This is a genomic window from Bacillus sp. MUM 116 (assembly GCF_001866655.1).
In the GTDB taxonomy this organism is placed as follows: Bacteria; Bacillota; Bacilli; order Bacillales; family Cytobacillaceae; genus Neobacillus.
The window spans coordinates 1-22,660 of the sequence record NZ_MLYR01000090.1; the positions used below are offsets into that span (position 1 = coordinate 1).

Genomic DNA, 22,660 nt, shown 5'->3' on the forward strand with positions numbered 1-22,660 from the left:
ATATAATATTATTCTTATTTAATTAAAATAAAAAAAGACCCGTTCCAATGCGTTTTTGCTTTAAAGCACTGGAGTCAGATCTAATCGTTTTTGTGTATGTATTTTTGGTTTTATGTTATTTAATCCATTTCTAATATAACGTTTGAAAAAAGAAGTTTCTTCGTCAAAATAGCCTTTACAAATTATTGTGTAATAGTGATAATACTTTTCTTAATTCTTTCACATCAATTTGCCCTGGAGCAGAAGATTTCTTTGCGGCCCCGAAGGTCAATGCCGATCCAAACAGTTCGCCGGACAAGCGGCTGATAACTCCTTTACCTGCCATCGACATGGTAATGATTGGCCGGTCCGGATATTGTTCTTTCATGGAATTTGTTGCATCTAATAGAGTTAATACATCTGCCGCACTATTCGGCATAACAGCGATTTTCGGAAAATCTCCTCCAAGTTCCAGAGCTTTCCGCAGCCTTGAGACAATTTCCTCTTTTGCTGGAGTTTTTTCAAAATCATGATTGGAAAGAATGACGAAAACATTTTGGGAATGAGCAAACTCAATTAAACTTTTAACCTCTGATTCCTTATTAAATAACTCAATATCGATGATATCCACGAAACCTGTTTCAGCAATTCGTTTGTTTAAATGCATATATTCTGAGGAGTTGAGTTCCTTTTCTCCGCCTTCTTTGGCACTGCGAAACGTAAAAATGAGCGGCTTGTCTTGCAAGTAGGCACGGATTTCACTGAGAGCTTCTATAACTTTTTCGATTTCCTCAATATCGTTGAAAAAGTCAACTCGCCATTCGACTAGATCCACATCAATTGTGTTTACATGTTTTGCCTCTTCTTTTAGTTCTTCTAGTGTTTGTCCTACCAGTGGAACACATATTTTTGGAATCCCTTCACCGATTGTAATTCCGCGAACTGTAACTATTTTTTTCATATCGAACCCTTCCTTTTTTCCCCGGGAAACTTTAATGAATCGATAATATCATCCGCAACTTCTTCCGGGCACTTTTGGTCGGTTTTTATATTAATATGATGCTGCGCGTAAACTTCCTGCCTTTTATAAAATAGCTCCTCTATTTCATCCATTGACTTTCCTTGTAAAACAGGACGGCTATCGATAATCAGGCTGATGCGATCTTTCCAGCACTCCCAAGAGATATCGAGGAAAATTACTGTACAAGTGGCTAAACATATTTTTCGAATTTCCTTCTGAAGGAAAGCCCCGCCGCCAACAGAAATGATTTGACGCCCTTGATTACATTTCTCTGTTATCAGACTTTTTTCCCTTTCTCTAAAGATCTTTTCTCCATATTGCTTGAAGATTTGCGATACAGGCATACTGAATTCTTTTTCGATTTCTTCATCTATATCAATAAATTCCCGATTCAATTTTTCTGCGAGAATTTTTCCAATCGTGGTTTTACCAGCACCCATAAATCCGATAAAGACAATACTTTTTTCATCTTTTTGCAAAATTATTCACTCCTGAAAGCTTAAAATAGCAACTTGTATCAAGTATAAGCCTTTGGTATTGTAAAAAACAATTGATAATTCTGAAAAACTAAACAAAGAAGGAAGAATCCATGAGATAAAGCTTTATATCTTCTTGGAGTATCTAAAAATCCGTTCAAAAGTGAAACTAATCAAAAAGGTTATTAAAGAAAGGAATACTGCAATGCTCGAGAATGCGAGCACATAGGCATTGTATTCTGCAATTCGACGAACAATTTTAAGCGTGTTGACTTGTAAAATTCCTGCAGCAGCATTTAATAAAACCAACACAAAGAATATCATCAAAAGCCCTTTGGTAGAATTTTGGATATCTGCTTTACTTAAGCCAATATGCGCTGAAATGCAGAATGCAAGTATAAGAAAGATCCAGAACAATGGATTAATTAGATTTTCAGGAATAAAAATGCTTTTGATGATGGCAATACTTGAATCACCCGCGGTTTTTAAAAGATTTACATCCAATTTTTCAAAAGATACATGAAGATGGATTTCTGATTCTAATGTGTTAAATGACTGGGGAAGTAAAAGATACATTCCCAAAAGTAAGGAACCAATCCCGCTAAAGATTGGGCCTAAGCCGATAAAAAAGTTTCCTATTTGTTGATAGATACTATTCCGATTGTAATAATGTTCGACATATCCCAGGATACCCTCTGGATGATTGAACTGAAGGAATTTTACTCTGGATACCTTATGCCCCCATAAAAAGCACATGATTAAATGGCCAAGTTCGTGGATTGGCGTTCCAATCCAGGCAGTCCAAAGCACACCTCTCGGTCCAAAAGTTCGAATCAAAAATTTGTTCGTATATTTTTCAAGAATCCCCAAGATTATGCCAATAATAATAATGGCGCCAACAAGATATAGTAGTTCTATAAAACTAATGATAAAGGTATATATTAAAAAAGACAGAATATTCATCTTACTCTGGGTCCTTTCAACGCATTCTTTGCTTTTTCACCCTATCCCATCACCAAACTCCCAGCTTAACCAAATATTTACATACACTTTATTATTTCTTTGTATTTTCTGGATAGAATGAAGCTATAAGGAATTTACCTTTACTAATTTAAAGGGGGATAAGAGTTTGCATCAGATTCTGAATTTTCTGTTCCTAATGTATGTGGCTTCGTGTTTTGTAAAAATTTTTTATTATTCCTTTATTGATGTTAATAAAAAATAACCCATTTCTTTTAAATCTTCAACTTTATTTACTCCGCTAATTATAAAGAACTTTCTCAAATAATTTTTCTGTAATGGTTTGTCCTTCCTATTGCATACATTTTTATTAAGGGGGGATTGCCATTTTTCGTTCGTTTACAACGTTTAAACTCATTCGTTATGCTGTTGCCTATGTTTTTATTACTTCCGGGTTTATGAAATTACTGAATACAGCGTTAGCCAATCATTTTATCGCATTAGAGCTGCCTTATCCGCATGTTCTACTTAATACAATCATTCTTCTTGAAATTGTTTGCGGGATTCTGATCCTGCTTAACAAAAGTGTAAGAAATGCAGTGATTCCTTTAATAGCCATTATGATCGCTGCTATCATTCTAACCAAAGTTCCTACCGTCCACACCAGTATCTTGCAGTTTGCCTTCGATGCACGGTTGGATATTGTCATGCTCATCCTGCTTATCGTCCTTTATAATCGAAATCCAGATTAAAGAAATCCCCCTCTGTGAATTGAGGGGGATTTCTTCGATATAATTCTATAAGCTTCGAGCGGTTACCGGCACCAATGTTTTTTCTAATATCGGCCCATATGTATCAGTCCGCCGGTCTCTTAAAAATTGCAATAGGTTTCTGGCAAATTCGATTTCTCTTAAATGGATGCTTTGAACTAATATTCCTTCTTGTTCATCTAATGATAGAATGATTTCTCCCATTGGATTGCTGATGAAGCTGCCGCCGTAAAAGCTCATATCTTTTTCCTTTCCGACACGGTTCACTGCTGCCACAAAAACTCCATTGTGAATTCCATGTGCGGAAATCGCTTTTGTCCAAGCTGTTTTTGTGGAAAGCTCCGGATGATCCGGCTCGGACCCGATTGCAGAAGGATAGAAAAGAATGTCGGCACCTTTTAATGTCAAAATCCGGGCAACTTCCGGAAACCACTCGTCCCAGCAAATGCCAATCCCAATTCTTCCAAATTTCGTATCATATACCGGGTAACCAGTATCCCCTGGTGTGAAATAATATTTTTCATGATATTGAGGGCCATCTGGAATATGATTTTTCCGGGTGGTTCCTAAATGGTTGCCCGCTTCATCAAAAACAGCTGCACTATTAAAATAAACTCCTTTAGCTGCCCATTCATAGAACGGAACAATTAACACGATTCCAAGTTCTCTAGCAAGCTCCTGCATTTCCACAATCGCTTCATGGTCATGCGGGATGGCCAACTGATAATGATCAACAGAAACAGTTTGAGCAAAATATTGCGCATGATAAAGCTCCTGCAAACAAACAATGTTAGCACCCTGTGCTGCTGCTTCTCTCACCTTAGCTTTTGCCTTTTCGATATTGATTTCGACTCTCTCATCACACGTCATTTGCACTAATCCAATTTTCACTTTACTCATCGTGAAACCTCCTCAACTATTTCATGGACAACTTTTCCGTCCACCATGGTTAAGACCACTTTCGTTTTTTTAATTTCCTCATATGGAACTGCAAATAAATTCCGGTCAAGGACAATAATATCCGCTAATTTTCCAGCCTCTATCGTCCCAAGTTCATGCTCCCGGAATGAACCATATGCAGGTGCAGCCGTATAGGCAAGGAGTGCATCCTTTAGAGAAATCCTTTCCTCCCCGTCCCAAACTACACCTTCATCATCCAATCTAGTAACAGCACGATAGATTCCAGGGAATGGATCCAATTTTACAACTGGATAATCCGTGCCAAAAACCACATTTGTACCTTTATCGATCATTGTCTTTAATAAGAAATTATATTTCATTCTTTCTGGTCCAATTAATTCCTCGTATACGTCCCTTGTAGTGACATTAATGTGCTCCGGCTGTACTGAGGCAATCACGCCTAATTGATAGAAACGGTCAATGTCATCAGGGTGAATCATTTCCACATGCTCAATTGAATGGCGGGAATCTCGAACCCCATTTTCCTTTTGCGCAGCTTCAAATGAATCCAATGCTAATTGAACCGCCCCATCCCCTATACAATGGAACCGAACACGGAATCCTTCTTTATCCGCTTCTACTGTCCATTTTTTAATCGTTTCTTCCGGAAAAACCGTACTTCCCTTTGTTTCCGGATTATTCGTATATGGCTCTAGTAAATAGGCCGTATAGCTGGTCGTTACCCCATCAGCAAACTGTTTAAAGCCACAAAATTGAACCATGTTGCTCTTATATGTTTCTTGTAAACTTTTAGCGAGCTCAAGGTCGCCATTTAATGGGGCAACAAAATGTACCCTGGTAGTTAATTTCCCTTCTCTTTCATAGTCGGCATATAGTTCGGCTTCTTCTGTACTCATTTCCGGAATTCGCAACAAGTCATGAACCGAGGTCACCCCGCATTTAGCGGCTTCTGTTAAAAAGTTATCGAGCAGTTTTCCCTTTATTTCCAAACTAATCGGTAATACCTTGGTAACAAGACCTACTGCATGTTCCAATAATAATCCTGTTGGCTCGCCATTTTCATCCTTTACAATTTCCCCATAGGGCGGGTTTTCCGTATTTCGATCAATCCCTGCTAATTCAAGCGCCTTTGAATTTACCCATGCACTATGAAATTCAGCTTGGTACAGGAGCACGGGACGATCAGGGATGACCTCATCTAAATAGGATCGATGTGGTTCTCCTTCCTCCCATTGATTTTGCTCCCAGCTGCAGCCAATGACAAATGGATCCTCCTTTTTCGTATCCGCATACTCCTTCACTATTTGGGCAGCTTCTTTTGCCGACCTGGACAAATGAAGTCTGACACTATCATTCAATAAACCTCCCATAAGGAGATGGATATGAAAGTCATGAAATCCCGGCATAATTAATTGATCTTCAAAATCGTAAATCTTAGTCTGATGATCAATATAATCAGAAACATCCTCTGATTCTATAACCTTAACAATTTTATTTTCTTTTATAAGGATTGACGCTGATATTGGTGCATCTGAGGCACCTGTAAAAACTGCGTTTCCTCTCATCACAATGTCTGCTGCGAATCTCATATGAAATCTCTCCTTATATCGTTAAATCATTGCTAGAGTCTTCAGTAAAATCAAGCTGCGGCGGCTGAACACGGAATAATTTGGTTTTATATGCCAGATAGGCAATCCCGACAACTGTCCAAATTCCTCCCAAAGTCATTGATTTACTATCTAAATCACTCCATAGCTTTATCGAAACGATGGCCCCAATTAATGGAACAATCAAATACAATACAATTCCTTTTAACGACCTTTGCTTTCCTTTTATAAAATAATGTGCAATCACACTCAAATTTACAAAGGTAAAGGCGATTAATGCCCCAAAATTGATAAAGGAAGTAATCGTTACAAGATCAGTGAACAGTGCGGCTAACGCAAAAATACTTACTAAAACAATATTGTTTAAAGGTGTTTTAAATTTTGGATGGATATAGGCAAAAAACTTTTTCGGAATAACTGAATCTCTGCCCATTGCAAATAAAATTCTTGATACACTAGCATGTGAAGCCATTGCAGAGGTGAATGCACAAACCACCATAGCAGCAATAAAAAGCGCATTAAAAAAGGTTCCTCCGATTAATTTGGCCACTTCAATAGCGGCAGTATCAAGGTTTTTATAAGAAGTAAAATCTGGGTGAATTAAATGTGAAAGATAAGAAATGAAGATAAAACATGCTCCGGCAAAAAGCGTTACAAACATGATAGCTTTCGGAATCGTTTTTTCCGGTTTAATCGTCTCTTCGGCAAATGTTGTTAGTGCATCGAACCCTAAAAACGATAAGCAAAGAATCGAAGCTCCAGAAAAAATCGCCACCAATGATGTATGTTCGGTCATAAATGGTGTTACTGAAAATAATGTTCCTTGGCCTGTTCCGGTTAAGAGGGACTTCACACCAAGAATAACAAAAAATATAAGTACGAGGTATTGAAATCCAAGCAGAAGCATATTCATCGTAACGGTTACTTTCATGCCAATGACATTGAATACGGTTACAAGAACAATCATGCTAATAATCCAAACGCTAAATGGGATGGACGGAAAATATTCTGTTAAGTAAAGTGCAATGATGAGGAAATTAATCATTGGAATAAATAAATAATCCATTAAAATAACCCAGCCTACCATAAAACCCAGATGTGGGCTTATTGATTTTTGCGTGTAGGAATAGGCCGAACCGGCAATAGGAAAAGCTTTTCCCATTCGTCCATAGCTGTATGCTGTAAACAGCATGGCAATAAGGGCAACTATGTAGGCAGAAGGTGTTACTCCTTTAGAAATTGATTCAACGATTCCGAAGGTTGAAAAGACCGTCAATGGTGCCATGTAAGCAAGGCCTAACAATACAAGATGAAAAAAAGTCAACGACCGTTGTAATTGAACGGTTTTTTGCATCTATCATTCCTCCTTTTTTTAAATAAAAATGCAAGTTCTATGCCAAGCCCAATAAAAGGTATATATAACTGACTTTTCAGAAAACACATTATATTTCGCCTCCCTTATTTATGCATAAGTAAATAATTTATGTTAAATTGCATAATCCTAAAAATCCGCGATGTTCATAAACAAATTCACATTGCTACCCGCTTATCTTTAGGTATACATGGTAAAATGCTGGTACCGTTGACTCGAATGCCCGAGTGGTAGGATACCAGCTGATTGATACCTTCGTTTTACCTAATTGGCATGGTGGGAAGATTATTATACTCCCCTAGAAAACAGACTTTCTTTTCTTCGTGAAAAATACAAAGAAAACGAGGATGCTTTAAAAATAATCGAAGGTACACAACACTAAATCGACTTATATCGTAACTACCATGAATATTATGGGTATGTTTTTTATCTATTTCAAAAGATAAAGTAAATCAAAGAAATTCCCCTCAAAAAATAAGGGGAATTTCTTTTTTATCTATGCAAAATCGCATATCATTACTCGATTTCCTCTTCACCCAAAAATCTTACCATTTCCTCGTGCTCACCATAATTTGAGAAACTATTCCCATTTAAATCATGCGGAGAAATCGCTTTATTTTTGGAATTAAAGGGGATCCAGCCAAAATTTATCTGTTCATTTTTAAAAAAGTAATTCGATTGTTTCGCTGAATCTTGTTCCATAAAAGAATTCAATACTGTCACCCATTCCTTGGGGATTTGCAGCACCCCATAAGGCTTAGTATCAAATGAAACCTTCTTCTCTATTTGGATTTTCGGAAAATAATGTTGCTTTCCGTCTGTGACCAAAAAACTCCTGTCCCGTAACAAATAAAACTTTCCATAACTTAGTTTACTATTCGGATCAATATTCCAAGAAAAATAAAACGTTTCCGGTTCATCCAAATGAAGTTTCAATAATTGTGGTTCTCCTCCAGTGTTAACCGATTCAAGCTCCCATTTCCGTTTTTCCCACACCCAAAAACTTGTTCCATATTTGGATCCTTTTGAAATAAACGGTACAAATACATTTTTTTCATCAAGGAAGACGGTGTCTTGAATTTTATTTACTGCAGCTTCCGGGAATAGATGATTAATCCTGCTGACTAATTGGTTTTTGGCCGGAAAAGGACTTGGTTTCGAATCATAATTCTGGTAGATTATTACAGATATTATAACTATTATTGCTAAACTGGCAATCCATAAACTTTTTTTCAACAACTTTAATTCCCCCCTCGTAACAACGAATTTTGGGAGCGAAAATAAAATTGCTCATATGGTGTCACGATTAATAATCCTTTACCATCTTTTTCAACATATACGATTGTCTTTAGGTCGATGCCAAACTTCGGGGAGCTGCCGATGAGTTGGTAAGGAAATCGTTCATCTTTTTTCTTTGAATCTACCATGGAATAATACCATTGTTCACTATAAATATTTCCTTGCTTCATTGATGAAAGCTGTTTATGTAAATTCTCCTTATTAAGGGAATCATCTTTTCCAGGTGAATAGATTTTAATAATCGCTGCATGGTCTGTAATTGAAATATAGGTTGATACATTGTTTTGGGGATACAATACCTGTTGAATAGGACCCGAACCCAAAGATGTAAGTAAAAAAATAAAATTTGCCCAAAACCCTAGCCATGCAAATGGACGGTAGGTACTCCAGGAATCCCCTCTTCGTTTTAAAATCCCGTATAAAATCCACACACCCAGCGGCAGGATTGGAAACTTAATCAGTATACCGGACATATTCCAATTAATTGTAAACGAAAAAACACCAATAAGGTTTGCGACAATAGCCTTCCATTTCGTTGGTTTAACAGTGTATTTTTTATAAATTTGATAGGCAATTACACCAATGAAGACCCAACCCAAAGCTCCCATCAAAAAACCTGCAAGGGTAATAGAAAAATCAAAATTTATGATTTTAAAGCACCTCCCTTTTAATAAAAGGAATATTTTAACATTACCATACCACATGTATTATCTTTTAATCTATAAAAAAATAAGTGTCCCAAATTTACCTTGGGACACCCTCAAAACCTTATTTCCTCAATTTCTCGATTTCATCTGCCACAAATTGCACCTGGGTTCCGACAACCACATGAATGTTCTGCGGCCCTACAACAATGACACCTGGAACACCGGTTGCCTTAATTTTACTTTGATCAACCGCATTCATATCTTTTACCTCAACTCTTAACCGGGTCACACAATTTTCTACAGAAGTAACATTTGCATCTCCACCCAAGCCCTCATAGATCTTGGCTGCAAGCTCTGCAAATTTGCTTCCGCTCATAACAGCCCCAACTGCTTCTTCATCTAAATCTTCTTCTCTTCCAGGAGTCATTAAGTTAAATTTCACGATGATGAAGCGGAATAAGAAATAATAGATAACAGCAAAAACTAATCCCTGAACAAGCAGCATATATGGTTGATTCGCAATCGGAATTTTTAAGCTTAAAACAAAGTCAATCAATCCGGCGCTAAAGCCAAATCCGGCGGTCCAATGGAATAAGGCTGCCACAGCTAGGGAAATTCCTGTTAATACAGCATGAACGAAATAAAGGACCGGTGCAACAAACATAAAGGCAAATTCAACTGGTTCTGTAACACCAGTAAAAAAGGAAGCAAATCCCGCTGCCATCATTAAGGAGGCAACTTGTTTCTTATGCTTAGTTTTTGCGGTATGATACATCGCAAGTCCTGCTGCAGGCAGCCCAAACATCATCACCGGGAAGAAGCCTGCTTGATACATACCGGTAACACCTTTTACCCCTTTGCTGGCCCAGAAGTTTCCGATATCGTTAATGCCGGCAATATCGAACCAAAATACCATATTTAAGGCGTGATGCAATCCCAATGGAATTAATAGTCGATTGAAAAATCCATATAGGCCTGCGCCAAGGGCACCTAATTTACTAATCCCTTCTCCAAAAGAAACCAAACCCGTAAAGATCACAGGCCAGACAAAGAATAATACAAGGGAAACTACTAACATGGCAAGTGAGGTCATAATCGGCACGAGCCGTTTCCCGCTAAAGAAGGCAAAGGCATCTGGTAATTTTACATGACTAAAACGATTATACGTGCGGGAAGCAACAAGACCTGAGAGAATCCCGACAAAAGCATTTTCGATTTTTCCAAAAGCCGGGTCCACTTTTGCCGCATCAATCCCCTGGAGCATCGCAACAGAATCGCTTGAAAGCAAGGTGGTCACGACCAGGTAAGCAACCAAGCCGCTAAGTGCCGCTGAACCATCCCGCTCCTTTGCCATACCCAATGCAACCCCTACGGCAAATAGAATTGGGATATGATTAAGGATCGATCCTCCAGCTTTAATTAAAAAGGCGGCTATTGGGCTGCCTGCACCCCATCCAGTCGGGTCAATCCAATAGCCAATACCCATTAAGATGGCTGCTGCCGGCAACACAGCAACTGGCAACATCAAAGAACGACCAATTCTCTGTAAATATTTCTTCATGTTAATTCCTCCTGTTAAAAGATTCTAGAAATCTAACAACCAATTAACATTAAAAAAATACTTTAACAATAAGAATGAATAATTCCCTTCAACTATTGGATTGCCCTTTGGTTCTTTCTTCGCCACAGACCACCCCCTTAAAAAGACTATCTAAGATGAAATCATAATTTTTACTATTTTATTACTTCATTCTATTCAAAATACATATTTAGCCTAATTCATAGTTTGTAAGAAAATTAGGCAAAGTGACTCCCCTTACTCACTTTGCCTTTTGTTATGAATTCCCGAAATTAATTTTAAAACAGAAGAGGATAGCTACAGCTACCCTCTTTAACATTAAAACATTTCAATAATCTTTCTTGCAGAAGCTGCCCCGTTTTCAATACAGTCCGGAATACCTACTCCATAATAGGAACAACCGGCAATAATAATTCCAGGGTAATCGGCAGCCATTTTGCTTTCAAGCACTTCCACACTTCCTGGATGGGTAATTAAATAATTCGGCATTTGATCAGTCCATTTAGTAATTTCGCTTGAAATTGGCTTTGCATGAATCCCAAGGCTTTTGCGAATATCTCTAAGAGCAACCTCGAGCAATTCTTCTTCACCCATTATCTCTAACGAAGCAAATGAAGGATGGCTGCTTTTGTAAAAGAGTCTGACCAGCAGGTTTCCAGATTTTGAAGTATGCTCCCATTTCCGGCTTGTCCAGGTACAGGCGTTGCAGGACAATTCATCCGTATTCGCGGTGATAAAACCCGTTCCATCCGCTGGCAGGACGCTATCGGGTACATCAAAGCCAAGGTAAGCACTAATCAAAGAACTATTTTTCAACCCTGAAAATTTGCCTTGAAGATCCTGATCATTGATTAACGATTCAGCAGCTGTATTTGGAATACTTAGCACGATGTAATCCGCTTCGATGATTTCCCCATTATTTAGAAACACTTGATAACGGCTGCCCTCTTTTTCAATTTTATTGACTTTTGTATTTTTTAAAATTTCAGCTTCTGCCAGCTTTTCCTCATATGCGTCAATCAGTGAACCTAAACCATTTTGAAAAGAAAGGAACTTCCTTTCCCCGCCTTTAAATTTCTGTTTATTGGCTTCGAGCCCTTTTATAATACTTCCGTATTTTTCCTTATAATCGATCAGATATGGAAGGGTGGATTTGATCGTTAAGTCACTGAGTTTTCCGGAATAGACGCCGGAGAGGACAGGAGCAATTTGTTTTTCCACCAATTCCGTCCCAAGGAAGTGCTCAAGAAAGTATCCGATGGAATCGTTCTTGGTGAACGTTTCATTTTTAGTATAAAAATCCTTCAGTGCCGCCACTTTTCCTTCCGCAGAAACGAGCGTGCTATTCGCAAGGGATTCAATGCTTGCCGGAATTCCAAAAACAGCATCCTCCGGTATAAGCTTTAATTCACTATCTGTGTAAATATAGGAACGGCCTGTCGCGTTATAGACTACTTCCGTTTCCAAACCAAGTTCTTCAACTACTGGCATTGTCTCTATTTTACGGGATACGATGGAATCCGCTCCCGTTTCAATCACAAATCCATTTTGTTTAACTGTTCGGATTTTCCCGCCCAGCTGATTGGACGCTTCAGCCAAAACCAGCCTGACATCCGCCCTATTCGCGTTCTTCCATTTTTGTAATTCATACATGGCCGATAACCCCGTAATACCGCCACCGATCACTACGACTGTTTTCACTGTTGCCACCTCTTATATAATTCCAACTTAACCATTCAAGTTTACCATACCGTTCAGTTGACAGGTACCAACCATGTAGATTGTTTTGGTTGTTAACCAATAATATTGCGATTTTAGACATAAAAAATAGACCCTCAATTTGATAACGGGTTCCGTTTAAGAGTTTTTATGAACAAAATCCCAAATTACCTCAACATCTGTGACCTTATAATATTTAGGAATATACATCATAATCCACATTTCAAAAAAGTTATATAAGTGTTTTGGTCATGATAAAATCTATTTGTTCTTCGTCACCCATAAAAAAAGAGTGGGCTCCAGTTTGAACAAACCCCATTTTCTTATAAAAAGCAATCGCATTTTCATTCTTTTCCCATACGCCTAGCCAAATTTTCTTTTTAATACGCTCCATCGCAATTTCCAGCGCCTTATTTAGCAAATATTTTCCAAGCCCGTGTTTTTGAAATTTACTCCTTATATAAATCCTCTCGATTTCGAGTGATTCATCCCCCATTTCTTCAGACTGAGCATCATTAGTATTAATCTTTAAATATCCAGCGATTTCATTATTAAAATAAACAAAAAAGAATTCCGAAGAAATATTGTTTAATTCTTTTTCTAATTGTTTTAAGTTAAATGACCTTTCCAAATAGGCATTCATATTTTCGGGTGAATTCTGATCCTTAAATGTCTCATCAAATGTTTCATAACTAATTTCTTGAAGTTTACGTAAATCTTCAAGGGTACACTTTTTTATATCTATCGTCATTTAAATATGCCGCTCCTTTATCTAATCAATAATTTCGCTTGTTTCCCTTTTTTACAAATTCCCAGTCTATTTCAATATTTTTTCTAACTCTTTGAAGAAGATTGAAAATGATTTCTACCTCTGTTTCTGAAAACCCCTCTAATGCAACGAGATTGGAATAATCATTTTCTCGTTTTATAAAAGGATAAACCTTTTTCCCTTTCTCTGTTGGAAAGAGCTTTTTGATTTTTTTGTTATGTTGATCATCTTTCTTTTCAATAAAGCCATTCATTTCAAGTTTTTTTATCGCACGAGCTGCTGTTGTTCGATCTACTTTTATCATCTCAGCTAACTTTTCTTGAATGATGCCTGGGTTTTCATATATTCGCACAAGGTACAAATACTGCCCTTTTGTAAGGTCATATTCTTTAAATTCGATATTGCTTATCGAATCTAATGCCCTTGCGATCATTCCAATTTCACGAAGAATTCCCTTCATAATAAACTCCTTAGCACAGATTATTGTTGCAAATGCAATAAATATGACATATATTAAATTTAACTTATTTTTGTTGCATTTGCAATAAAAAAATAATGATAGAGGGGTTGAGTAAAGTGAAATATGTTTTTTATGTATTCGGAATTTTAATATTAACCCTTGGTATTTCTTTCACTATACAATCAGATCTTGGAACTTCACCTTTTGATGCACTTTTGGTAGGACTTTCAAAAAATGCGGGGCTTACGGTAGGGAGTTGGGAAATCATCTTAGCTTTCATATTGATCGGTTGTAATTCATTTTTAAAGAGACAAAGACCTGAAGTTTTGGGGTTGTTAACATCATTTATAACGGGTATTGGTATTGATATGTGGCTCTTTTTATTGCACGATTTTGTTACACCTGAACTATGGTACAGCAAAGTTGTTTGTTTTGGAATCGGATTAGTTGTTATAGGATTGGGAACAGCAATTTATTTACATACAAATATTGCCCCCATTCCAATTGACCGTTTAACCTTAATCATACAAGAATTAACTAGAACAAATATACTGGTATCGAGAACATTCATTTACCTAGTATTCTTGATAATGGCGATAATATTCAATGGACCCATTGGCATTGGAACTTTATTAACCGTTTGTTTAGGAGGGTTAATACTCAATTCCTTCATGCCACTTACTAAAAAAGTAATAGACCGCATATTAACAAACACTAGTACAACACCAATTGATGATAAAGATAAAAACCATTCATTATGATGGTTTTTATTTTTCTTTCAACTAACCTCCATTACTTGAAGAAGAAAAAATCATTACCGTTGTTCTAGTAATGATTTTACCTTAACACACTATAAAATTAGGATTTTCCTTATTAAACTTTACTTAAAAAATAACCAAAACCCTTATATATAAATAAAAAATGACTATCAAATTAAGCTACATTTTGATAGTCATTTTTTATTTACATTTTCAATGTTTGCGATAGGGAACGGAACCAGTTATCAATTTAATAATCTACTTTTACTTTATGCACCAGCTATAAAAAGAAGCAGCATTTGGCAGCTATTCAAGTAAAAGAAAAAAATCTATACTCAAGTAGAAACTTTATTCGAAATCATTTTAATCGGAGGTTTCTGTATTTAATTTGCCCATTGTTTAAGAACTTGTTCTTTTGCTATACGATAAACCTCTTCTTCCGTTTGTTCTTTAGTAGCTATTACGTTAGTTTGATAAGTTTTACCTTCATGAGTTACATAGATTGTATATTTGTACATTTTTGTTCCATCTCCTTTATGCAATTCTATAATGCTGGCTTTTAATTATTTAGTTCTTCCCAAAAATCCAAATTTAATTTTGATATTTAAATAACTGTTTTTTGACTTTTTTATATTTTACAAATAAATCAAAAATGATTAAAGCAAAAAAAAAGGTCAAGATTTGACAAAATCTCAACTTAACAAAAAATGGTTAGGCTTCTAGCCGCGCTTATAATGGCCAAAGCCAATAAAATCAACAAACTTTTTATGATTCTAATCTGTTATGTATTCTGTTACATCTCTGAACATGCAGAAAAATGTCGAAAAATACATTCAAAAAACACCAATCCCTTAACTATCAAAGGATTGGCGTTTTATCGTGAAGGTATTGTTTTGCTTTTATTATTACAGTTGGTGGAAATCAGCTACCTGATTAAAGCAAATTATATAGGTTATTAATTCCATCTTATTCCCATACTACTTTTCAATTAATGGAAAAGGTCCTCCCTCTGTGTATGAAGATTACAACACTATTTATGCAACACTAGTGAACTAAAATAATGATTTAAAAATTGCCAAGACAGTAATCAAGCCTACAACAGTGACAAAAACATTGCTTATTTTCCCCCTGTTTTTAGCCAATACAGGAACTTTACGGATAGAATACATTGGTAAAATACATAAAATAACAGCACCTGTAGGTCCGCTGATGGTATCAATGATTCCAAGAATACTTGGATTTGCATAAGCAGTATACCAGCATGTTAATATTACAAAAACAAGAATCATTGTCTTAACTGTTTTTTCTTTAAGTTCTTTTCCGCGGGCTCTGCTGGACTCCATAATAATGTCACGTATTACCTCGTATCCCCCCACATAATGGCCAAGAAACGACTTTGTTATGGCAACAAAAGCAATGAGAGGAGCTGAATAAGTGATTACAGGCATATTTAAATGATTAGCAAGATACGAAAGGATTGACAAATTCTGTTCCTTTGCCATTGCAAGATCCTTTGGAGACAAACTCAAGACACAACTGTAAACAAAGAACATAACGACACAGAATATCAGTATATAACCGTATTTTTGTATTTGGGCACATTTTGCGTCAGTAGCTTCTTCTCCATAGGTTGCCCTCTGTTTTATAACAAAAGGCGATATTATAGGATAATGATTAAACGATAATACCATGATCGGGAAAGTCATCCATAGCATTCCTAAAACACTTTGTCCAGATGAAGCTGTAGAAATACTTGAAAGATTTAGGCTCGACGTATTCCACTGTGGAATCAGATATATTGCTATAAACAAAAGAGAAGCTATAAACGGATATACAAGCAGGCTCATTACCTTTATCGTCTTATCTTGGCCAAAATTCAATATAAATATAAGAACGAGCACCAATACAAGTGATAAAATTGCCCTCGGTGGCTCCTTTAAGTGCAATTGATTCACGATAAAACTATTGGCGGTATTTGTTAATGCAACCGAATACATCAGCACGATAGTGTAAATGGCGAAAAAATAGACCAAGTTAAAAGTTTTGCTTGCCTTATTTCCGAAATACTCTCTTATCGTACCTGTAATCCCTTCATCAGCAGCTTTGGAAGCATAGATAATTTTAGCAAACGCCCTATGCCCAAAGTACATGATAGGAAATGCAAGTAGAGTAATGAACAGTAATGATACTATACCTCCCACTCCTGCATTAATAGGTAAAAAGAGTACTCCTGCTCCAATTGCGGTTCCAAAAAGACTTAATGCCCAGGTGGTGTCTTGTTTATGCCATTTTTTAGGGTCTGGTAATAATTTTTCATTTTCTTCTGCAATTTTTTCAGCTGCATTTCCATACATATATAATTTCTCCTTGAGCCTCTTTTTTTGGCTTATTAATATAGTTTATTTTTGAAAAATTAATATTGTATTTCTATTTTGAAACCGCCTTCAATTACTTTTATTGCTAAGTCTCGGAAAAATAATTCCAAGACCCTCCTTAAATACAGTACCAAACATACCTAGCATCAAAATATTAATATATTATTTTGGTAGGCGGACTTTAATTAACTCTGCAAAATATTCCGCTCCAATTTTTAATATCTTGTTATTATAATCATATCGTGAGTTATGAAGTGGAACATTTCCTACCCCATCAGAATCGTCGCCATTTCCAATAAATACAAAGCAGCCAGGAACCTTCAGTAAAAACGCACCAAAGTCTTCAGAAGCCATCCACGGTTGACAATTTCCATCCACATTATTTTCACCAACAATATTTTGGGCTGCTCTTAAAGCAATCTCAACACACTCTGCCCAGTTAACTGTTGGTGCGAATTCATGAGTGTATTCAAATTGACATTCCGCTCCATTTATTTTGCAAATTCCTTCACTAATAGTTCTCATCCGTTCTTCCAGCAGCTTTTGTACCTCTGGAGTATAACTTCTAGTATCCCCTTTAATCACTACATTCGTAGGTATCGCATTTCGAATCCCATCTGTTATAAATTCAGTACACGAAATGACTGCAGGAACACTTGGGTCCATATTACGGGAGATAATGGTCTGCAAAGCAAGAACAATTTCAGACGCAATAACGATCGGATCTTTCCCCATATGAGGACTTGAAGCATGTGAGCCTTGCCCCTTGATACGGATCACAAAATTATCCTCACTTCCCATAATTCCACCTACACGAGTTGCAATTGAACCAGCAGGCATGCCTGGCATATTGTGCATTCCATAAATCTCATCTACTGGAAAACGTTCAAAAAGTCCGTCTTGCATCATAGCAAAAGCACCTTTACCAGTTTCTTCTGCGGGTTGAAAAATAAATCTAACTGTCCCGTTAAAATTTTTTCGCTCTGTTAATAACTTTGCTGCCCCCAAAACTGTAGCCATATGTCCATCATGACCACAAGCATGCATTTTCCCCGGATTCTGGGAGGTGTATGGATGCTGTCCCACTTCAGTTAGGTTAATAGCATCTATATCTGATCTAATGCCTATAATCCCTTTTCCATCACCCACTGTTAGATTAGCGACGATTCCAGTACCACCAATATTTCTATGAACCTCTAATCCCATTTCCGATAATATTTTTCCAAGATATTCAGAAGTATTTTTTTCTTCAAATGCACTTTCCGGATGCGCATGAAGATAGTGCCTCCACTCAGTAAGCTGTTTTTCAAAATTTCCATTAATCATATTCATTTCACCCTCTCATAAAATATTTTAATTTAAATGAAATATACAGATGGATATGCCCCATCCCATAATACTTTTCTATAATTATCCGGATCAGTGTCACCTTCTGTGCTGATAATAAGAATCTTCGAATCTTGATTCAGTTTCAACGATTCTTTCATATCATTGAGCATTATATTTTCAGCCAATAGACTAACTAATCCCATACCAACTGCACCGGATTCACCTGAAATTATATGAGGGTCATAGCCTAATGGGTTTGCAAGAATTCGCATACCCCGCGCGGCCACATAATCTGGACAAGCACCAAAGATTTCAGCATAATCTTTTAAAACACCCCAAGACGTTGTACTTGGTTCCCCACATGCTAAACCTGCCATAATCGTATTTAAATCACCCGTTACAGAATGAGGCTCTCCATCATCTATATTCATAGATTTGTATAGACAGGCAGCTTTATCCGATTCGACAATACCTGTAATAGGACGTTCTTCTCCATATTTCTCTACTAGATATCCGAGCATACTGGCAGCAAAAGACCCAACTCCAGCTTGTAAAAACACATGCGTAGGTCGCTCAACACCAGCTTCGGCAATCTGCTCCATTGCTTCATCCATAATCGTTCCATATCCCTGCATAATCCAAGTTGGAATCTTTTCATATCCATCCCAGGCCGTATCCTGTACCAAGACCCAGCCATTTTCTTCAGCTTTCTGGCTTGCCAGCCTAACTGTATCATCATAGTTAAGATCTGTTATAGAAGCTTCTGCTCCTTCTTTTCTAATATTATTTAATCTTATTTCTGAAGACCCTTTTGGCATATATACAACTGATTTTTGTCCTAGCTGATTTGAAGCCCAGGCAATTCCTCTTCCATGATTTCCATCAGTTGCTGTTACAAAAGTAATACTCCCTAGTTTCTCTTTTACTTCATTACTTCTTAGTTTTTCAAAAGAAAGCTCTGAAATATCGACGTTTAATTTTTCTGCTAGATATTTACCAACAGCATATGAACCACCTAATACTTTAAAAGCATTAAGTCCAAATCTATAAGATTCATCTTTTACCCATATATTGCTAACTACAAATTGTTTAGACAACTCATCTAAGCTGTGAAGTGGAGTTACTTTATACTCTGGAAAGCTTTTATGAAAATTTCTTACCTTTTCAACTACTTCACTATTAATAAATTCTACAGATGCTTTCTCAGTATCTGTTTTTCTTGCGGTTTCATTTGCAATATATTTAATTTCTGTTAAATTTCCCATTTTTATCTCCTTTATAAAATGTATTATTCTAAAATTGCGATGACCTCTATTTCTACACCTGCATCTTTAGGTAACCTAGATACCTCGACACAACATCTGGCAGGATAATTTTCTGTAAAAAATTCTCCATATATTTCATTAACATCGGAAAAGTTTGATAAGTCTTTTAAAAATACTGTTACTTTTACAACGTCTACTAAAGTAGCTCCAGCTGCCTCTAATATTTCTTTTACATTATTCAAAGATTGTTTTGTTTGTTCTTTTATATCCTCTGGAATTTCGCCAGTTTGAGGATTTACAGGAAGTTGACCTGAGACATAAATAGATTTATCCTTTTTAATTGCTTGCGAATATGGTCCAATAGCTCCAGGTGCATTTTTTGTTGAAATTACTTCTTTAACCATTAATAAGATCCTCCTTGATTTCCTGCAAGTTTGCTAACTACGTCAAGTAATACATTGGTTCCAGCTGTCAGGTCTGTATCTTTTGTATACTCCTTAGGATTATGACTAATACCATCGATACTTGGAACGAAAATCATAGCTGTTGGGCAAACACGAGCCAACATTTGAGCATCATGTCCCGCACCAGATGTCATTCGTCTTGATTGAAGTCCGCGCCCGCTAGAAGCTTGCTCTACCAATTTAACGATTGTTTCAGCAAAGGTAACTGGTTGACAACTTACAAGTTGTTCAGATGTAATGGATACTTCTTCGGATGCCGCCAGTTCTTTTAGGTAGTTTGCAAGTGCTTGCTCCTCCTCTTTTAATCTCTGCTCGTTTGGATCGCGCAAATCAACCGTGAATGTTGCCAAAGATGGAATGACATTAACAGCGTTTGGCTTATAACTAATCGTTCCTACTGTTGCAACAGTTTGCCCGTTAGAAGCATTCGCACGATCGCGTAAATATGTTATCACCCGTGCCGCCACAAGTCCTGCATCACGTCGCATACCTGTTGGTGTAGTACCAGCGTGATTTGCAACACCTTCAATCGTAATGCGCTGCCAAGAAATGCCTTGAAGATTCTCAACAGCACCAATTGGAATACCCTTTTTATCAAGAATTGGACCTTGTTCGATATGAAGCTCAATGTAAGCGTGTGGCTTTAAAAAGCCAGATTCCTTCGTACCAGCATATCCAATACGTTTTAGTTCCTCGCCCAATATTGTGCCATCCGTACCTACCTGTGCAAGCGCATCATCAGCTGAGAGCCCGCCAGCATACACAAGGGATCCCATCATGTCGGGCTGATAGCGCACTCCCTCCTCATTGGTAAATGCTGCGACTGCAATTGGACGAGTTGGAATAAAACCTGTCTCCTGCAAAGTGTTTATGACTTCAAGCCCAGAAAGAACACCATAGCATCCGTCGTACATACCCGCGTTAATGACTGTGTCGATGTGAGAACCTAACAAAATTGGTGCTTCATTTCTATTTTCATTACTATACCAAATACCAAAGATATTACCGATTCTGTCGATTTCAACTTCCAATCCAGCTTCTTTCATCCAAGTGACTAATTGGTCACGTCCAGCTTTATCTGCATCTGAAGCAGCCAATCTCGTTCTTTTATTGTCATTGTCCAGACCAATTCTCCCAAGTTCTTTTAAACGTTTTAGCAGGCGTTCAGAGTTGATTGATCGTTCTAAATTAGTAAATGCCATGTTCATTTCCCCTTTCAAAAAGTAAAGTAGATCGGAAACAACTAGGTTAACAAATTTGTTAAAACATAAAGTAAATCAGCTGATTTTTGGTGAATCACATTTTTTAAAATGTAATTATAATGTTATAATAATTTAAGAATAGTTTGAAAAATACTATTATTGAATAAAAAAATATAACTATATTGAGGTGTTAGCTATGCAAATGAAAAACTTTATGATTGATGAAAGTTTAAAAGAGCTAACCAAACATCATACAGTCGTTATGCCAATTGCATGTTATCAAACCACCATTAATCAAAATATACATGGCTATATTCCACTTCATTGGCATGACGAAATTCAGTTTGTGTTAATCGTAAAAGGGGAAGCAATTTTTCAAGTAAATGAAGAGTGGATCGTGGTTCGAGAAGGTGATGGACTATTTATTAATAGTGGACGCCTGCACATGGCACAGGAAAAAGATCGCTCGGGTTGCGTCTATATTTGCTTAAACCTTTCTCCTCATTTTGTTTTATCGCAAGAACTCTATACTACCTATGTAAAACCTTATATTCAAGCGACTAATTTACCTTACTTATATGTGGATGCAAATGAGATTTGGGGGAAAAACATTTTAGAGGCCATTTTAGAAATCTATCAATGTATTGAGCAAAAGTCTCAATACTATGAAATCGATATAACCATGCAACTAACATTCATTTGGAAAAACTTAATCGATAATGGTTTTAAATTAGAATATGTTGAGACAGAAATAGTAAAGAGTCAAAGAATGAAGCAAATGTTAAGTTGGATACATCAATATTATGGAGAAAAAATGATGTTGGAGGATATTGCAAGGGCAGGTCAGCTGAGCCGTTCTGAATGCTGCCGATATTTCAAGCGGTTTTTAAAATGTACACCATTAGATTATGTGATAGAGTATCGTATTCAAAAGAGCCTATATCTACTGCAGCAAGGTGATTCTACTATTACGGAAGTTGCTTATCAAGTTGGTTTTAATAGTACAAGTTATTTTATTAATAAATTCAGATATTCCATGAACATGACTCCTTTAGCATACAAAAAATATAAACTAAATAATCGATAATATGATATGTTAGAAAAGAATAGCCCTTTTTCTTCAACCATAACAATAATTTTAAAATAAAAAGTTATAAAATGGAGCCTCGGAATATCCGAAGCCCCATTTTTTTGCTATTTTGAAGTTCGGCATTGGTTATTGCCTGACAGTTGTTCTGTTGATTAAGTTCGTTTCCTATTTTACAACCAGAACTTTGAACAACTTAGCTAACATTATGATCTTTTTGCAATCATTTCAATTTCAACCTCTGCATCCAGCGGCAATGCCGCAACTGCCACCGTCGTTCTTGCAGGAAACGGTTGGCTGAACTGTGTTTCATATACTTCGTTCATGGCCTTAAAATTTTTCATATCCGTTAAATAAACATTTACTTTCATCACATCTTCTGGCGTTAAGCCTGCTGCCTCTAGAACCTTGAATAAATTCATAAAGCATTGTCTTGTTTGCTCCCCAATACCACCTTTGATCAATTCACCTGTTGCAGAATCAATTGGCGTTTGACCCGAAAGATAGATCAATTCTCCTGACTCAACCGCATGTGAATAAGGACCGATTGCTGCCGCACCCGATGCATTGTATGCTTTTCTAACCATCTAAAAACCTCCGT

General features: G+C 36.8%; 22 protein-coding genes. 3 read left to right on the forward strand and 19 right to left on the reverse strand.

The annotated features are described in order from the left end of the window. Positions 1–175: 175 nt before the first annotated feature. The 3 genes from aroD to BIV60_RS20955 form a co-directional block, all read right to left on the reverse strand. Positions 176–940 (reverse strand): type I 3-dehydroquinate dehydratase, encoded by a 765-nt coding sequence (gene aroD, locus BIV60_RS20945; RefSeq protein ID WP_071357663.1) that lies wholly within the window; start codon positions 938–940, stop codon positions 176–178. After that, positions 937–1,482 carry a shikimate kinase gene (locus BIV60_RS20950; RefSeq protein WP_483295118.1) on the reverse strand — a complete coding sequence of 182 codons (546 nt, stop codon included), beginning with the start codon at positions 1,480–1,482 and terminating at the stop codon, positions 937–939. The genes aroD and BIV60_RS20950 overlap by 4 nt, the downstream gene beginning before the upstream one ends. 120 nt (positions 1,483–1,602) lie before the next feature. Next, a complete protein-coding gene (locus BIV60_RS20955) occupies positions 1,603–2,439 on the reverse strand; it encodes a hypothetical protein (protein ID WP_071357664.1) in 837 nt (278 codons plus the stop codon). A gap of 413 nt (positions 2,440–2,852) precedes the next feature. Between BIV60_RS20955 and BIV60_RS20960 the strand changes: the two genes are divergently transcribed. Then, on the forward strand, positions 2,853–3,188 hold the full coding sequence (locus BIV60_RS20960; protein ID WP_371261573.1) for a DoxX family membrane protein: 336 nt from the start codon (positions 2,853–2,855) through the stop codon (positions 3,186–3,188). A gap of 45 nt (positions 3,189–3,233) precedes the next feature. Here BIV60_RS20960 and BIV60_RS20965 read toward each other — a convergent pair whose 3' ends face one another. The 9 genes from BIV60_RS20965 to BIV60_RS21005 form a co-directional block, all read right to left on the reverse strand. Continuing rightward, entirely contained in the window at positions 3,234–4,106 is an 873-nt protein-coding gene (locus BIV60_RS20965) for a carbon-nitrogen hydrolase (protein WP_071357666.1), read from the reverse strand. After that, positions 4,103–5,716 carry an amidohydrolase gene (locus BIV60_RS20970; protein ID WP_071357667.1) on the reverse strand — a complete coding sequence of 538 codons (1,614 nt, stop codon included), beginning with the start codon at positions 5,714–5,716 and terminating at the stop codon, positions 4,103–4,105. Before BIV60_RS20970 ends, BIV60_RS20965 begins: the two co-directional genes overlap by 4 nt. Positions 5,717–5,729: 13 nt before the next feature. Further along, positions 5,730–7,088: an APC family permease gene (locus BIV60_RS20975; protein ID WP_071357668.1), complete on the reverse strand. Its 1,359-nt coding sequence runs from the start codon at positions 7,086–7,088 to the stop codon at positions 5,730–5,732. 534 nt (positions 7,089–7,622) lie between these two features. Further along, positions 7,623–8,345: a hypothetical protein gene (locus BIV60_RS20980; protein ID WP_071357669.1), complete on the reverse strand. Its 723-nt coding sequence runs from the start codon at positions 8,343–8,345 to the stop codon at positions 7,623–7,625. A 2-nt stretch (positions 8,346–8,347) separates the two neighbouring features. Further along, positions 8,348–9,013 (reverse strand): hypothetical protein, encoded by a 666-nt coding sequence (locus tag BIV60_RS20985; RefSeq protein ID WP_071357698.1) that lies wholly within the window; start codon positions 9,011–9,013, stop codon positions 8,348–8,350. A 160-nt stretch (positions 9,014–9,173) separates the two neighbouring features. Further along, positions 9,174–10,613, reverse strand: a complete 1,440-nt coding sequence (gene nagE / locus BIV60_RS20990) for an N-acetylglucosamine-specific PTS transporter subunit IIBC (RefSeq protein WP_071357670.1) — start codon at positions 10,611–10,613, stop codon at positions 9,174–9,176. Between the two features lie 336 nt (positions 10,614–10,949). Continuing rightward, positions 10,950–12,332: a protoporphyrinogen oxidase gene (gene hemG, locus BIV60_RS20995; RefSeq protein ID WP_071357671.1), complete on the reverse strand. Its 1,383-nt coding sequence runs from the start codon at positions 12,330–12,332 to the stop codon at positions 10,950–10,952. A gap of 250 nt (positions 12,333–12,582) precedes the next feature. Then, a complete protein-coding gene (paiA, locus tag BIV60_RS21000; protein ID WP_071357672.1) occupies positions 12,583–13,101 on the reverse strand; it encodes a spermidine/spermine N(1)-acetyltransferase in 519 nt (172 codons plus the stop codon). 25 nt (positions 13,102–13,126) lie between these two features. Beyond that, on the reverse strand, positions 13,127–13,579 hold the full coding sequence (locus tag BIV60_RS21005) for a MarR family winged helix-turn-helix transcriptional regulator (RefSeq protein ID WP_071357673.1): 453 nt from the start codon (positions 13,577–13,579) through the stop codon (positions 13,127–13,129). 116 nt (positions 13,580–13,695) lie between these two features. On the opposite strand from BIV60_RS21005, the gene BIV60_RS21010 reads away from it, so the two are divergent. Continuing rightward, entirely contained in the window at positions 13,696–14,340 is a 645-nt protein-coding gene (locus BIV60_RS21010) for a YczE/YyaS/YitT family protein (RefSeq protein ID WP_071357674.1), read from the forward strand. 380 nt (positions 14,341–14,720) lie between these two features. On the opposite strand, the gene BIV60_RS29255 is transcribed toward BIV60_RS21010, so the two are convergent. The 6 genes from BIV60_RS29255 to BIV60_RS21035 form a co-directional block, all read right to left on the reverse strand. After that, complete coding sequence (locus tag BIV60_RS29255) at positions 14,721–14,855, reverse strand: BA3454 family stress response protein (RefSeq protein WP_141770510.1); 135 nt, start codon at positions 14,853–14,855, stop codon at positions 14,721–14,723. A gap of 534 nt (positions 14,856–15,389) precedes the next feature. Further along, a complete protein-coding gene (locus BIV60_RS21015; protein ID WP_071357675.1) occupies positions 15,390–16,691 on the reverse strand; it encodes an aromatic amino acid transport family protein in 1,302 nt (433 codons plus the stop codon). A gap of 183 nt (positions 16,692–16,874) precedes the next feature. Then, the gene (locus tag BIV60_RS21020; RefSeq protein ID WP_141770511.1) at positions 16,875–18,044 is read right to left on the reverse strand and encodes a M20 aminoacylase family protein; all 1,170 of its coding nucleotides are present in this window, start codon (positions 18,042–18,044) and stop codon (positions 16,875–16,877) included. Between the two features lie 26 nt (positions 18,045–18,070). Beyond that, positions 18,071–19,306, reverse strand: coding sequence for a diaminopropionate ammonia-lyase (dpaL, locus tag BIV60_RS21025; protein ID WP_071357677.1), 1,236 nt, complete (start codon positions 19,304–19,306; stop codon positions 18,071–18,073). Between the two features lie 23 nt (positions 19,307–19,329). After that, positions 19,330–19,710, reverse strand: coding sequence for a RidA family protein (locus BIV60_RS21030; RefSeq protein WP_071357678.1), 381 nt, complete (start codon positions 19,708–19,710; stop codon positions 19,330–19,332). Beyond that, a complete protein-coding gene (locus BIV60_RS21035) occupies positions 19,710–20,978 on the reverse strand; it encodes a Zn-dependent hydrolase (protein ID WP_371261572.1) in 1,269 nt (422 codons plus the stop codon). Before BIV60_RS21035 ends, BIV60_RS21030 begins: the two co-directional genes overlap by 1 nt. Positions 20,979–21,168: 190 nt before the next feature. Between BIV60_RS21035 and BIV60_RS21040 the strand changes: the two genes are divergently transcribed. After that, positions 21,169–22,059 carry an AraC family transcriptional regulator gene (locus BIV60_RS21040; RefSeq protein ID WP_071357680.1) on the forward strand — a complete coding sequence of 297 codons (891 nt, stop codon included), beginning with the start codon at positions 21,169–21,171 and terminating at the stop codon, positions 22,057–22,059. A gap of 206 nt (positions 22,060–22,265) precedes the next feature. On the opposite strand, the gene BIV60_RS21045 is transcribed toward BIV60_RS21040, so the two are convergent. Then, complete coding sequence (locus tag BIV60_RS21045) at positions 22,266–22,646, reverse strand: RidA family protein (RefSeq protein ID WP_071357681.1); 381 nt, start codon at positions 22,644–22,646, stop codon at positions 22,266–22,268. Positions 22,647–22,660: the final 14 nt, after the last annotated feature.